We start from the raw sequence: 12,694 nt of genomic DNA on the forward strand, positions 1-12,694 counted from the left end.
TTATATTACCCGCTTTTCCAAAAGAAAAAAACGCTTTACCTTAAAGCGCCCCATAACGTTCATTTTTTCTCTTTTATTTGGTAAGAACAACTACAATCGCCCTCGCACATGTTTGCTAGCGTTTTCACATCTGCGTTCGTAAATAAACGCTTATACATCTCTTTTTCATCTTTACATACTTGTGGGAATCTCTCTGCAATTTCTTTTAACGGACAGTTTTGTTTTTCAATTACGAAAGATTTCTCTCCATCTCTCTTTATTTGAACCATATAACCATTTTTCTCTTGCATAGCTGCTATCTCTTGCACTTTATATGCTAAATTCTTTTGATTACTCACTCGCTTTTGCAACTGTTCTTCCATACGCTTCGTTCTTTCTTTTAAAACATATTGAAGTATTTTTTCATCGCCCATCCGAGCTAAATCTTCTAGCATATCAATCGCAAATTGCTTATACTCTTTCGGGAATGTATCTTCTCCCTTTTCACTTAATCCATACAAATAAGTTGGTCTTCCGACATGTTGCCTTACCATCTTAGAATAAATGAGTCCATCTTTCTCAAGATTACTTAAATGTCTTCTGATTGCCATTTCTGTAATCTCTAAAACGTCAGCTAGTTCCGCTACTGTGTGCTCTCCCTTTACTTTCAACAATTGTACAATCTCGTCTTTCGTAGTACGTGCTTCCCCCATACTTCACCCTTCTCCCTTTTCTTTCTCACATACAATATAAGATCCCCAAAAGGCATTCTCTGGGGATCTTATAAGCATAATTATTCTGGTACAAATGCAGATACAGGTCCTAATTCCTTTTCTAAATAACTGCGAATATTTGCTGGGTATTTTTCTACCACTGCAATATGTTTTTGAATCGTCTTATATAATTCATCATGATTCATTTGAATATAATCTTGCGTAAGCATTTTTCGAAGAAGGATAATTTCTTTCATCCCTTGTCCATCTTCTTCACTTATCACTCGCTCATCCATTAAAATATCAATAATATCTTCATAGCTTCCTGGATCGCGCATAATAAATCCATCAATCATCGCATTTCCTACATCTAATACAGTATCAATAATAAGATGGGCTATGCGCTCTAATGCGTAAAATTCAAACTCGGTTTCATATATCTTTTTCTCTTGAAATGTACTTGTTGCTCGTTCTAAACATACTAGCATTTGTTCTATTTTCTTTCTGTCTACAAAATACATGAATGTCACCTACCTGGAAATTAAAGCATTTACATTTTAATTGTAACGCTTTCTTCTGAAAAAATCGACAATTTTTCGAATTCACCTTTTCTCCGTTATTTGTTATAGTTATATTTGTATGATTTTTGAAATTGGAGGAATGGAATCTTGGAACGTGAACTCGCACTAGAAATTGTCCGTGTAACAGAAGCAGCAGCATTAGCATCCGCACAGTGGATGGGCCGCGGAAAGAAGAACGAAGCAGATGATGCAGCAACTACAGCAATGCGTGATATGTTTGATTCAGTAAACATGGCAGGTACAGTTGTAATCGGTGAAGGAGAACTTGATGAAGCACCGATGTTGTATATTGGTGAAGAACTAGGAACAGGTAACGGTCCAGAAGTAGACATCGCCGTTGACCCATTAGAAGGTACAAACATCGTTGCAAAAGGTCTTGCAAATGCAATGGCAGTTATTGCAATCGCAGACAAAGGGAACCTTCTTCATGCTCCTGATATGTACATGGAAAAAATCGCGGTTGGTCCAAAAGCAGCTGGTAAAATTAGCTTAGATGATCCAATTGAAAAAACAATTGAAATTGTAGCAGAAGCTAACAATAAAAAGATTCGCGATCTAACAGTTATCGTTCAAGAACGTGAGCGTCATCAAGATATTATTGACCGTGTTCGTGCAAAAGGTGCACGCGTAAAATTATTTGGTGACGGTGATGTTGGTGCGTCAATCGCAACAGCACTACCTGGAACGGGTATCGACTTATTCGTAGGTATTGGCGGAGCTCCAGAAGGTGTTATTTCTGCAGCAGCATTAAAGTGCCTTGAAGGTGAAATGCAAGCTCGCTTAGTTCCAATGAACGAAGAAGAAGAAGCTCGTTGTCGTGAAATGGGATTAGAAGACCCTCGTCAACTTCTTATGCTAGATGACTTAGTATCTGGGGATGATGCAATCTTCTCAGCAACTGGTGTATCTGCTGGTGAGTTATTAGACGGTGTTAAATTCCTTGGCGGAGATTTAGCTGAAACATACTCTATCGTAATGCGTTACAAAACAAGAACAGTACGATTCATTAAAACGCATCACCATTTAGATCATAAACCACACTTAAACTTAGATATTTAATAAAGGAGCCATGTGTATGGAAGAACGTTTCTTTCTGTACGACGACACTGTCGCTACAAAAACTCGTTTCGTTAGCTTTATGGGAGAAAATGAGCGTCATGATTTAGCGCTTTTATACTCCGATCGTCATTACGGTAAAACAATTGTCCTTGATATGCAAAGTAATAAATTTGCAATCATCGGTGCTGACGATTTAAACGAACCAGGCTACTTAGAGCACGCATTTTCTATGACTGAAGAAATCGCAGAAGAACTACGCTCATTTTTATTTGAACTTATATAATTCATCGTATGCACCAGCTATTTTAGCTGGTGTTTTTTCATTATAAGAGTTTAGAATTTTCAATCTTCTATGTTATAATTAAGAATAAATCTATTTGGATAGAAAGGACGTTTACTACGTATGCCAACAACTACTTTGTAATGGACCAGCAATTGGATAGCATTACTCTCAAAAAAGCACCATGCTTTTTTCAAGGGAGTAGTCTGCCCATTCCCATTACAAAGGAGCGTAACGCATCTGTAGTATGATGTTTACGGAGCTTCCTAAGGGAATCTCCTTTTATTTTTGTCTATTTCTCATGTCTTCATACTACAAGACATCCAAATAGCTGTATTACGTTCCTTTACCACTAAAATAAGAGGTGAAGGAAAATGCAGAAAGTACAAATTTCTTGGAGTTTATATGAAAACGAGCAAAACACAATCGAAAAATATTGTAAAAATTGCAGACGCACTACCCTATTTACTGATACAAATATTCGTAGGCATAACGCCAACGGAAAAAATATATACCGCTTTGCTATTTATAAATGTCCGAAAGATCACACGTGGAATCAAAAACTTCGTATTTATAAAGCATTTACTGAACATGTTGAAACAGTCGATATGACGCAGCAAGATCAAATAGAAACAACTACTACCATTTCCATTACGCAACATAGAGAAAGTGGCATAGCTGAAATCACGATCGTATTAGATATCGTTTTCGGTTCCCACCGAATGGATAAGGCCTTATCCACATATATCTCTGATTGGAGCCGTACACTCATTGTGGATAAAATTAAAAATGGGGATATTCAATTGAACGGAAAACAAATGAAACCAAATGCAATACTTTCTGAAGGTGATCATATCTCGATTTGTTTGTAAGCGAGCATATGCCAAAAATCCTCTTACAATTGTAAGAGGATTTTTTTATTTCTTCACTTTTCGTAGTACAAAATGTGCACAACCGAAGTTACAGTACTCGTATAAATACTCCGTTAACGTACTAATTTTCGTATCATATGTCGCACGTTGGTTACTATCATCAAAGAATCCGCGCAATCTAAGTTGCTCATATCCCCAGTCCCCAACGATGTAATCATATTTATTTAAAATTTCTGCATAGCGCTCTTTAAATGCTTCTTCACTAAAACCGTCACGAAAGTTTTTAATTACTTCGTACTGTACATTATTAATGCTCACCGTAGCATGAATCTCTTGCTCTTGCTTTTGCTCCATCATTAACTTCCTCTCTAAGCATTCTTCTTTTTATCGTATCACAAAGCATAACAACCAACAATTTCAAATACAAAAAATTGCAAATTAGTACATGCTATGGAGAAGGAGGTGATACATCGTGAAAAAACAAATTTTACTTTCCCTTCTCACTGTTTCCTTATTTGCAGGCTGCCAAACAAATAATAAAGCCGAAATGGAGCGCGAAGAAGGAAGCCGTGTTCTTGTTTCCAATAAAAACGACATGTATCATACAGAAAATACAAATACAAGGCTCACGAGAGTCGGTTATTCTTCTAAACAAAAACATGAAGTATCTAACAAACAAGTAGGGGCCATTAATCGGGAGAAGGTCGCTGAAATGATTACAAGCATGACAGTCAAACTTCCTGACGTTACAAACGCTGCTACACTCGTTACTGATGATGAAGTGTTCGTTGTATACCGTGCAAACACAACGGATCCGAAACTTGTAGCAAATCAAGTATATAAAGCTGCTTTGTCCATCGTCCCTCGCTATTATAAAGCATATGTATCAACAGACCAAAAGTTGATTTCCCAAATTCAAGGCCTTCAATCTGGCGCATTAAATGATACAGAATATACGCAAAGCCTCGATATGTTAAAACGTGAAATGAGTAAAAATCCTCATTTGAACAATACGGGGGATCAAACTTTAAATGATATGATTAAAAAGTAAAACAGGTGGAGAAAATCTCCACCTGTTTTACTTTTTATTACGATCCGCATAAACTTCCATCGCATCACACATAAACTGCGCTAACCCCTCACCAAACTTATCGATATTTTTCGTGAAGCGCTCATCAGCGACATACATTTGACCGAGTCCCTTAAAAGCGTCTAATGAATAGTAACTAAAGTTTTGCAAGTAATCGTACCATACTTTGATCGCTGCCTGCGCCTCTTTAGAATCTGGTGCACCGTGTCTCAGTACCGCTAAATTTCTATAAATAGTATTAAACTCTTCTTGGTTCTCTTTTGACATACCTTTTGCATATTCGTTCGCTTTATCTACAGCTGCGTCTCCCCATTTTTCACGTGCTTCTTCTTCATATGGGTTATGGCTGAAATCGAATCCTTCAAATTTCTCTTTGTTCGTCATTTCAATCTCTCCTTTTGTATGCTGAATTGTTTTATCAATCGTCGCAATCACCTTATCTAATCTGGCACGCTTTTCAATAAGCATTTTCTTATGAAGCTGTAGTGCCTCTTCGCGATCAAATGATGGACTCATGATAATTTCTTTAATTTTCTTCAAAGGGAAGCCAAGCTCTTTAAAAAACAAAATTTGCTGCAATATCTCTAAATTTTCATTGGAATACAGACGATATCCAGACTCTGTCGTCTCGTCTGGGGTTAACAACCCAATTTCATCGTAATGATGCAGTGTGCGCACACTAATTCCAACTAAATCAGCTACTTCTTTTACTCTCATTGTCATTTTTATCTCCCCCTTAGTACATACGATAAAGTATGACGCAACGTTAGAGTCAATAAGTAAATTCATTTTCTTTCTAAAAGTTTCATCTCTCCCGTATTTCATGCATAATAGATATGTACATATATTAGAAAGCGGTGAAAGTATGGTTTCAAATACTGTAATTGCCAGCATCATATTTCAACTCATTGTCTCGATTCTGGTCCCAATTATCGCACTCGTTTATTTCCGTAAAAAATATAATATTAATTGGAAAGTGGTCGGCATTGGTGTTCTTATCTTTATCGGATTTACCCAAATTCTTGAAACACCATTCCACCTATTTATGCGCGGTAATCCAACAATCGCTCCATTTTTAGAAAATCCGTTTGCCTTCGCAATTTATGGCGGATTGACTGCTGGTATTTTTGAAGAATTAGGACGCTTCGTTGCCTTCTTCTTCTTACTAAAAAAATATCTAGAATATAAAGATGGCTTCGCTTATGGAATTGGTCACGGCGGAATTGAATCTATTTTAATTGGCGGTTTTTCTGCATTACAAGCATTAATCTTTGCTAATTCTATTAACGATGGTAGCTTCGCTCGACTAATTGAACAAAAACCCGAACTCAGCATTTTACAAGACATGTTAATTCAGCAACCTGCCTACTTATACTTCCTTGGTAGCTTAGAAAGAATTATGGCACTCGTGCTTCAAATCGCCTTTACAATGCTTGTTTTATACGCAGTAAAACAGAAGAAATATATCTTCCTAGTATACGCTATACTATTCCACGCATTTGTAGACTTCTTTGCGGCACTTTACCAAACAAAGACAATCAATATCTTTGTTGCCGAAGGAATTACACTTCTCTGTACAATTGGTGCTGTCGTTCTTATTCGCAAAATGAAAGAGAAATTAATGAGTGTACCAGAGTAAAAAAATAACCCACCGGTTGGTGGGTTATTTTTTATAAGGACTATCACAATGATGATAACTTTTGCCCTCCTTTAGCTCCCTCTTTGTTTCTGCATCTATAACGATGTACTTATGAAACTCTTCTACTTCATTTTGAGTAAAAGAAGCGAAAAAATAAACTTGGCGATCAGGGTGAACAAAAAAATCTTGAAGCACCACTCTACTTCGACAACCGACAGCTGTTTTTTGCCTAAAAGAAAATTCTTCATCAGGCACTTCTTTAAATAAGATTTTTTTCCGAACACTATATGCTGCATTTTTATATTCTTTATAGATTTTCTTATCTAACTGTTTATAAAAAACATCCTCACTCACAAATGACTTATTTCGATTGATTGGATAATTTAGTTTTTGGTTGGATTCTGCATATGTTGTGGACAATTGCGCAAGAAAACAAATAATGAATACGATACATATCATTTTTTTCATCATTGCACCTCAATTTTTTATTATCCACATTACTTTTCCACATATTTAAATCCATATGCTGTTTCCAATAAAAAGGAATTATTTCCACATTTGTCGAAGTATATAGCGTCAACTTGAAAGATGGGGATGAATTATGAAGAAAATTATTGTAATACGACATTGTTCAGCAACTGGGCAAAAACGTGATGATGAATTAACGACCGATGGAAAAGACCAAGCAAACACCCTTGCTACATTCCTCTTAGAAAATCATCTACAAATCGATCATATTATTTCAAGCCCATTTGTCCGAGCTATCGATTCCATTCGGCCCTATGCGCTCCAAGCTAACTTATCTATCCAAGAAGATGAACGATTAACTGAACGCATATTGAGCAACGTTCCAATGGATGATTGGATGCAAAAACTAGAATCCACTTTTACGAACATAGATATTGCCTTTTCAGGCGGAGAGTCAACAAAACAAGCAACAGACCGTGCCATATCGCTTATTCAAGATGTTTTACAATTAAACCATACGACAACACTACTTGTTACACACGGCAATTTACTTACACTCATTTTAAAGCATTTTGATCATACGATTGGCTTTAATGAATGGAGAACTTTAACGAATCCTGATATTTACGAAATTACAATCGACGAACAATGTATCATAACACGCTTATGGAAAGCATCGTCCAAGTAATATCCCTTTCCAAAACATTCAGTTGACGCCACGAGAAGAGACTGTTCTAACAATAGAAAGGGGTATTATTTCATATGTACGAAGACGTACTTGCTCTACTACATAAAACAAATGTTTCTTATGAAAAGTTCGAACACGAACCGGTACTCGATTATGAGACAGATCGGATTGTACGTGAGAGACTTGGCTTACAAGGTACTCCAAGTAAAAGCTTATTTTTAAAATCAACATCTGGAAATTTTTACGTGTTTTTTACGTTAGAAGGAACTCGGCTTAACCGAGGAGAGATGAAAGAAATAACTGGAGAACGCTTATCGCTCTGTTCTCCTGATGAACTAAGAATGGAAACTGGCTGTACTCCAGGATGTGTAGCTCCTTTTGGTTATTCACAAGATGTAACAATTATTGTGGACAGTTCCGTTTATACGTACGATAAAATTTTAATTACACCTGGTGTTCCTGAATTTACAATTGAATTATCCACAGAAGAATTAAAAAAGATTTTATTAACATGTCCAAATACCGTTTTAGAGTACAAACAAAAAGAGAGCTAATCGTTAGCTCTCTTTTTTCATTATTTAGCTTCTGCTGTTTTTTCTTTTGCAGAACGTACTTGCTCGTCCGCATGGTAAGAAGAACGCACAAGTGGGCCAGCTTCACAGTGGCTAAATCCTTTGCTAAGTGCAATTTCTTTAAGCTCTGCAAATTCTGCTGGTGGATAATATTTAATAACTGGTAAATGCTTCTTAGATGGTTGTAGATATTGTCCAAGAGTTAAAATATCCACATTGTTTGCACGTAAGTCATCCATTGCTTCAATTAAATCTTCTCTTGTTTCACCTAAGCCGACCATAATGCTCGATTTAGTTGGAATATCAGGCTGCATTTCTTTTGCTCGACGTAAAAACTCTAATGAACGATCATATTTTGCTCTAGCGCGAACTCGGTTAGATAATCGACGTACTGTTTCAATGTTATGGTTTAAAATATCTGGTTTTGCATCCATTAACATTTTTAAGTTTTCTTCTACCCCAGCCATATCAGATGGTAATACTTCGATAGACGTGAATGGGTTTTTACGACGTACTGCTCGTACTGTTTCAGCAAAAACAGCTGCTCCGCCGTCCTTTAAATCATCACGTGCAACCGCTGTTATAACAACGTGCTTTAAGCCCATTTGTACTACTGAATCTGCTACGCGTTCTGGTTCTTGTAAATCAAGCTCAGTTGGTAAGCCTGTTTTAACCGCACAAAAACGACAAGCACGTGTACAAACCGCACCTAAAATCATAAATGTTGCTGTTTTTCTTACAGCCCAGCATTCATGAATATTCGGACATTTTGCCTCTTCACAAACGGTATGAAGATTCTTAGAACGCATCATTTTCTTTAAGCCTGTATAGTTTTCATTCGTGTTTAACTTAATTTTCAACCATTCGGGCTTGCGCTTATATTCTGTTTGTTTTGTCATGGTTATCAACTCCGCACAATATGAAATAGTTTACCGTGTTCGCTTCTTTCAATGTAACATATCTATTCTAACGTATGAAAGCGATTTGCTCAAATGAAGATTCTAAGATTTTTTCCAATCGTTCCCTATAATGAAATACTCCGTATATCCCACACTAAAAAGAGTGATGTTGTGAAAGGAGTCTATTTCATGCTTCGAAAAATTTCTCTTTTGCTTTCTATTTGTTTTCTTCTCCACCAAAACATCGCTTACGGTGAAGATAATCAGCAAAGCATATACGAAAAGCGCATGGCACTATATAAAGAAACCGAGCAGTCTTCAGGCATTCCATGGTATTACTTAGCTGCAATGGATCAATATGAAAGAAATATACGGAGCGTAAGAAGAGATATTCCAAAAAAACCAGATGCCATCATTTCCCTTTATTTCAAACCAGAAATATGGGCTGGACCTGTTAATAGTAACGATACTCTCCCCCATACAATTTCTCTATTTGGCGGAATAGGTTTAGATGGTGACAAAGATGGATTTGCAAATGCAAATAGCGACCGTGATCTTCTGCATACCGCAGCGACTATTTTAAGGAAACAAGGAACGTCAGAAGACCGTATTAAAATTATGCTTTGGGAATATTATAGACGTGCAAAAACAGTTGATTTAATTAGCGAATACGCCCAAATTTATAAACATTATGGACGTATTAATTTAGAAGGAAATGCTTTTCCTCTTCCGATTCGTAGTGACCATAGTTACCGTAGTACTTTCGGTGCTGGAAGAAGTTTTGGGGGCAGACGAGTTCATGAAGGAACCGATATTTTTGCCGGATATGGCGTGCCAGTAAGATCGACTTGCTATGGCATTATTGAAACGAAAGGTTGGAACCGCCTTGGTGGATGGCGCATTGGTATTCGCGACCTTCATAACAATTACCATTATTACGCTCATTTAGGCGGGTTCTCAAAAGAAATACAGCTTGGACAAATTGTTGAGCCCGGAAAAGTAATCGGATTTGTTGGTAGCACTGGCTATGGACCCCCTGGTACAGCCGGAAAATTCCCACCCCACTTACATTTTGGCATATATAAAGACAATGGCTATACAGAATGGGCCTTCGATCCATATATGCATTTAAGCCTTTGGGAACGCAAAGAACGAGCAAATACAAAACGATAACCGTAGCGCATTGCTACGGTTATTTTTTATCCAGTAAAAGCCCGATTGATTCAAGTTTCACTTTATATGCAATTAACTATCTGTTTTCTTTTTATCAGGTACAGCAACGCTTCCGCTTCCATAATACGTAGGCACTTCCCCTTGAACGATACGCGTCGCAATCGGAACATTTTGTTTCACTGTTATCTCTTTCGTATGAAATGGAATGATTACTTGCAACGTTACTTCCATTTCCATAACAATTTGAATCGCTGTAGTGTTGATCCCATGCGGCTCAATTTTTTGTTTAATATCTGTATTCACATGCCCAATTGGCGTGACATGAATCGGAATATCTGGTCCTATATTACCAAGAAGCGCATTATCAGTTACACGCCCAAAAGGAACTGCCATAGTCGCCCCGTTTTTTTCAGAAATACCTAGCTCCTTCAACTTCCCTTGTTCTACTTGCTGCAAATATTTTTCTATGTACGTGGTCGTTGACGTTACGATTTCATTTACTTGCTTTGTATTTAAATTAATTGTGGATACTTTCCCGTTTTTATCATTCTGTACTTTCATTAATGAATCCACATCGAATCCTTCATTAATTCGATCCTTTACCGCCTTCGTCATAATTGCCGTCGCCATTTTCTGTGTCTCTACTTCTCCATATTTAATTAAGGTCGGCTGAATACTATTATTCACAATCCACAGCCCTTGCGTAAGTAATATAACAAAAAGAATAAACGACATAAGCAGTATATACCGAAAGGCAATAGGTCCCTTTCGAAACCGCGAGTTTTTCGAGCGAAATATACTCATAAAAAAACCTCCTTCTTATATCATTTCTATGCAAGAAGGAGGGACGATATATGCTTATCTCATTTTTAATAATGCTTCTTTTCCAATCGTTCCTGCTGAAATGCCTAATGCTTCAGCTCCAGTCGTTACCGATTCTAGTGGCGCTTCAAGAAGTTGTTCAATCGTTCTTACACCAACCGCACGGCCAGCAATAATTCCTCGATCACCTAACTTCTCATTTAAAAGACCTACATCTAATGCACCACACATAATATATCCTTTATCGCTCATTACAGCTAGCAAATTCGTCTTTGGAAGTTTCACGCTAACTGCAATAAACGTATAATTATCAATTATAATTGGCTCCACATTAACCATAGTTCACACTCCTCTCTTTCTTATCTGTATGACAAGAGAAAAATGAGTGTTACAAGTTAACTAGCCTATAGTTTAACGGAAGATGTATAAGTTATTAACATATCTGTTAACACATCTCTAAGTAGTTCTGGCATATAATATTGTTTGCTAGAAAGTGTGGATAGCTCTGGGTATAAGTATCCAAACGTAAACATATCAATTGTTCCTACTGTATATATACGGTCTAACTCCAGCGATTCGCCGTTAATCAATACATCTTCTAATAAAATTTTATTCCCAGGAATCGTATCTGGAATTACTTCTACACCAGCGTAAATCATTTTCCCCATCACTTTCCCCCGAAATCCGAATCCTTTCACCTCAAGATTCTCCATATTCGGTTTACGTGCTTTCAAAATAACTTCTCTTAATATCTTTCCTGGAACTTTCAAAGCACACGGATTAATTGGATGTGGACAAATTCTGTGAATATCTCCGCGCGTTACAACACCCTCTTCTAATCCTTCAAGAAGTACACCAGCATTCACCATTCCAATTTCTGCACCGCACCATGTTTTCAGCGCACTTGCTAACATATGAGAAAACGGCGTCTCATGAAACCAATCAACCGGTAATGACTCTTTTAAATGAACGACAGGCTCTGCCATTATATGCTTACTTTCTTCCTGCAGTATTTCAATTGTGGATAACGGCTCGCTATAAGCCCCTAACCGTTCCGTCTTAATTGCTCTACCGTCTTTTTTCAGTAATTTCTTCGTCTCTATATCCACAGTAAGCTGTACGTGACCAACGTAACGCCCCCACTTTTCACAACAACAAAGTAACGTATTATTCATAAGAACGCCACGCTCAAATAAATGATGCGTATGTGCCCCTAAAATAACATCTATATCATAATGCTCTGCCATATACTCATCCATGCTTTTTCCAAGATGAGAAAGGACAACTGTAATATGAGCCTCATCTCGCACTTCTTCTAAAATAGACTCTAAATGGATAAGCGGATCTTCAATATGCCAATCGAGCATATGATAAAACTCTGGATAAGCTACCGTTAACCCGATAAAGGCAATCGTAATCCCATCTGTCGTTGTATGTAATTTATAAGGCTTTGCCCACTCCGGACGTACACCTTCTTTTTCAAATAAATTCGCGACAAGCACCTCAAATCCAGCCTCATCATATAGACGATTCAAATGCTCCTTCGCTAACGTAATTCCTTCATTATTTCCGATCGTTACATAATCATATAACGCCTCATTTAAAAGCTTCGTATTGCCAAGTCCATTCGTCGCTTCCGAAATACTATGAAAACGATCCACATGATCGCCGATATCAACCGTCAAAACGGTCTCTCCCGCTTCCTGTCTTCGCTTTTTCTCTCCCTGTACAAACCGAGAAATTTGCGGCCAATTTTCAAAATGACTATGTATATCGTTTGTATGATAAAGGTGGATGATTGTTTCTTTATTTATATTCAGAGAAAAAACCTCCTCTCAGTTCCTTACTGCCATTTACGC

General features: G+C 37.3%; 17 protein-coding genes. 8 read left to right on the forward strand and 9 right to left on the reverse strand.

Annotated features, from left to right (window positions below; genetic code table 11):
- Window positions 1-59 precede the first annotated feature (59 nt).
- Window positions 60-692, reverse strand: a complete 633-nt coding sequence (locus tag JFU02_RS16270; protein ID WP_000503340.1) for a helix-turn-helix transcriptional regulator — start codon at window positions 690-692, stop codon at window positions 60-62.
- An 80-nt stretch (window positions 693-772) separates the two neighbouring features.
- Entirely contained in the window at window positions 773-1,213 is a 441-nt protein-coding gene (locus JFU02_RS16275) for a DUF86 domain-containing protein (protein WP_000274010.1), read from the reverse strand.
- A 147-nt stretch (window positions 1,214-1,360) separates the two neighbouring features.
- On the opposite strand from JFU02_RS16275, the gene glpX reads away from it, so the two are divergent.
- From glpX to JFU02_RS16290, 3 genes are all read left to right on the forward strand, one after another.
- Window positions 1,361-2,332, forward strand: coding sequence for a class II fructose-bisphosphatase (glpX, locus tag JFU02_RS16280; protein ID WP_000439090.1), 972 nt, complete (start codon window positions 1,361-1,363; stop codon window positions 2,330-2,332).
- A 16-nt stretch (window positions 2,333-2,348) separates the two neighbouring features.
- Window positions 2,349-2,615 carry a DUF3055 domain-containing protein gene (locus JFU02_RS16285; protein WP_000392611.1) on the forward strand — a complete coding sequence of 89 codons (267 nt, stop codon included), beginning with the start codon at window positions 2,349-2,351 and terminating at the stop codon, window positions 2,613-2,615.
- Between the two features lie 371 nt (window positions 2,616-2,986).
- A complete protein-coding gene (locus tag JFU02_RS16290; RefSeq protein ID WP_001174555.1) occupies window positions 2,987-3,484 on the forward strand; it encodes a hypothetical protein in 498 nt (165 codons plus the stop codon).
- Between the two features lie 45 nt (window positions 3,485-3,529).
- Here JFU02_RS16290 and JFU02_RS16295 read toward each other — a convergent pair whose 3' ends face one another.
- Window positions 3,530-3,841 carry a YutD family protein gene (locus JFU02_RS16295; protein ID WP_000970508.1) on the reverse strand — a complete coding sequence of 104 codons (312 nt, stop codon included), beginning with the start codon at window positions 3,839-3,841 and terminating at the stop codon, window positions 3,530-3,532.
- 115 nt (window positions 3,842-3,956) lie between these two features.
- On the opposite strand from JFU02_RS16295, the gene JFU02_RS16300 reads away from it, so the two are divergent.
- A complete protein-coding gene (locus JFU02_RS16300; protein ID WP_098285441.1) occupies window positions 3,957-4,535 on the forward strand; it encodes a YhcN/YlaJ family sporulation lipoprotein in 579 nt (192 codons plus the stop codon).
- Between the two features lie 27 nt (window positions 4,536-4,562).
- Here JFU02_RS16300 and JFU02_RS16305 read toward each other — a convergent pair whose 3' ends face one another.
- Entirely contained in the window at window positions 4,563-5,297 is a 735-nt protein-coding gene (locus JFU02_RS16305; RefSeq protein ID WP_000178766.1) for a MerR family transcriptional regulator, read from the reverse strand.
- Between the two features lie 100 nt (window positions 5,298-5,397).
- On the opposite strand from JFU02_RS16305, the gene JFU02_RS16310 reads away from it, so the two are divergent.
- Window positions 5,398-6,213, forward strand: a complete 816-nt coding sequence (locus JFU02_RS16310; protein ID WP_042972781.1) for a YhfC family intramembrane metalloprotease — start codon at window positions 5,398-5,400, stop codon at window positions 6,211-6,213.
- A gap of 24 nt (window positions 6,214-6,237) precedes the next feature.
- On the opposite strand, the gene JFU02_RS16315 is transcribed toward JFU02_RS16310, so the two are convergent.
- A complete protein-coding gene (locus tag JFU02_RS16315) occupies window positions 6,238-6,672 on the reverse strand; it encodes a hypothetical protein (RefSeq protein WP_308201944.1) in 435 nt (144 codons plus the stop codon).
- Window positions 6,673-6,814: 142 nt separating this feature from the next.
- Here JFU02_RS16315 and JFU02_RS16320 point away from each other — a divergent pair, with 142 nt between their 5' ends.
- Window positions 6,815-7,369 carry a histidine phosphatase family protein gene (locus JFU02_RS16320; protein ID WP_000721053.1) on the forward strand — a complete coding sequence of 185 codons (555 nt, stop codon included), beginning with the start codon at window positions 6,815-6,817 and terminating at the stop codon, window positions 7,367-7,369.
- Between the two features lie 74 nt (window positions 7,370-7,443).
- Entirely contained in the window at window positions 7,444-7,923 is a 480-nt protein-coding gene (locus JFU02_RS16325) for a YbaK/EbsC family protein (RefSeq protein WP_000272753.1), read from the forward strand.
- A 20-nt stretch (window positions 7,924-7,943) separates the two neighbouring features.
- On the opposite strand, the gene lipA is transcribed toward JFU02_RS16325, so the two are convergent.
- Window positions 7,944-8,840 (reverse strand): lipoyl synthase, encoded by an 897-nt coding sequence (lipA, locus tag JFU02_RS16330; RefSeq protein ID WP_000166367.1) that lies wholly within the window; start codon window positions 8,838-8,840, stop codon window positions 7,944-7,946.
- Window positions 8,841-9,029: 189 nt separating this feature from the next.
- Here lipA and JFU02_RS16335 point away from each other — a divergent pair, with 189 nt between their 5' ends.
- Window positions 9,030-10,013: a M23 family metallopeptidase gene (locus JFU02_RS16335; protein WP_098472178.1), complete on the forward strand. Its 984-nt coding sequence runs from the start codon at window positions 9,030-9,032 to the stop codon at window positions 10,011-10,013.
- Between the two features lie 72 nt (window positions 10,014-10,085).
- Here JFU02_RS16335 and yunB read toward each other — a convergent pair whose 3' ends face one another.
- The 3 genes from yunB to JFU02_RS16350 form a co-directional block, all read right to left on the reverse strand.
- The gene (yunB, locus tag JFU02_RS16340; protein WP_098013574.1) at window positions 10,086-10,817 is read right to left on the reverse strand and encodes a sporulation protein YunB; all 732 of its coding nucleotides are present in this window, start codon (window positions 10,815-10,817) and stop codon (window positions 10,086-10,088) included.
- Window positions 10,818-10,871: 54 nt separating this feature from the next.
- Window positions 10,872-11,174 carry a YunC family protein gene (locus JFU02_RS16345; protein ID WP_000248468.1) on the reverse strand — a complete coding sequence of 101 codons (303 nt, stop codon included), beginning with the start codon at window positions 11,172-11,174 and terminating at the stop codon, window positions 10,872-10,874.
- A gap of 65 nt (window positions 11,175-11,239) precedes the next feature.
- Window positions 11,240-12,655, reverse strand: coding sequence for a bifunctional metallophosphatase/5'-nucleotidase (locus JFU02_RS16350; RefSeq protein WP_207193733.1), 1,416 nt, complete (start codon window positions 12,653-12,655; stop codon window positions 11,240-11,242).
- Window positions 12,656-12,694 lie beyond the last annotated feature (39 nt).

It is taken from the genome of Bacillus sp. TH13, from assembly GCF_016651175.1.
In the GTDB taxonomy this organism is placed as follows: Bacteria; Bacillota; Bacilli; order Bacillales; family Bacillaceae_G; genus Bacillus_A; species Bacillus_A thuringiensis_S.

Excerpts from the sequence above, each read along its gene's own strand:
- JFU02_RS16270 (WP_000503340.1), bottom strand. The coding sequence starts at position 692 with ATGGGGGAAGCACGTACTACGAAAGACGAGATTGTACAATTGTTGAAA.
- JFU02_RS16275 (WP_000274010.1), bottom strand. The coding sequence starts at position 1,213 with ATGTATTTTGTAGACAGAAAGAAAATAGAACAAATGCTAGTATGTTTA.
- JFU02_RS16285 (WP_000392611.1), top strand. The coding sequence starts at position 2,349 with ATGGAAGAACGTTTCTTTCTGTACGACGACACTGTCGCTACAAAAACT.
- JFU02_RS16290 (WP_001174555.1), top strand. The coding sequence starts at position 2,987 with ATGCAGAAAGTACAAATTTCTTGGAGTTTATATGAAAACGAGCAAAAC.
- JFU02_RS16295 (WP_000970508.1), bottom strand. The coding sequence starts at position 3,841 with ATGATGGAGCAAAAGCAAGAGCAAGAGATTCATGCTACGGTGAGCATT.
- JFU02_RS16305 (WP_000178766.1), bottom strand. The coding sequence starts at position 5,297 with ATGACAATGAGAGTAAAAGAAGTAGCTGATTTAGTTGGAATTAGTGTG.
- JFU02_RS16310 (WP_042972781.1), top strand. The coding sequence starts at position 5,398 with ATGCATAATAGATATGTACATATATTAGAAAGCGGTGAAAGTATGGTT.
- JFU02_RS16315 (WP_308201944.1), bottom strand. The coding sequence starts at position 6,672 with ATGATATGTATCGTATTCATTATTTGTTTTCTTGCGCAATTGTCCACA.
- JFU02_RS16320 (WP_000721053.1), top strand. The coding sequence starts at position 6,815 with ATGAAGAAAATTATTGTAATACGACATTGTTCAGCAACTGGGCAAAAA.
- JFU02_RS16325 (WP_000272753.1), top strand. The coding sequence starts at position 7,444 with ATGTACGAAGACGTACTTGCTCTACTACATAAAACAAATGTTTCTTAT.
- lipA (WP_000166367.1), bottom strand. The coding sequence starts at position 8,840 with ATGACAAAACAAACAGAATATAAGCGCAAGCCCGAATGGTTGAAAATT.
- JFU02_RS16335 (WP_098472178.1), top strand. The coding sequence starts at position 9,030 with ATGCTTCGAAAAATTTCTCTTTTGCTTTCTATTTGTTTTCTTCTCCAC.
- yunB (WP_098013574.1), bottom strand. The coding sequence starts at position 10,817 with ATGAGTATATTTCGCTCGAAAAACTCGCGGTTTCGAAAGGGACCTATT.
- JFU02_RS16345 (WP_000248468.1), bottom strand. The coding sequence starts at position 11,174 with ATGGTTAATGTGGAGCCAATTATAATTGATAATTATACGTTTATTGCA.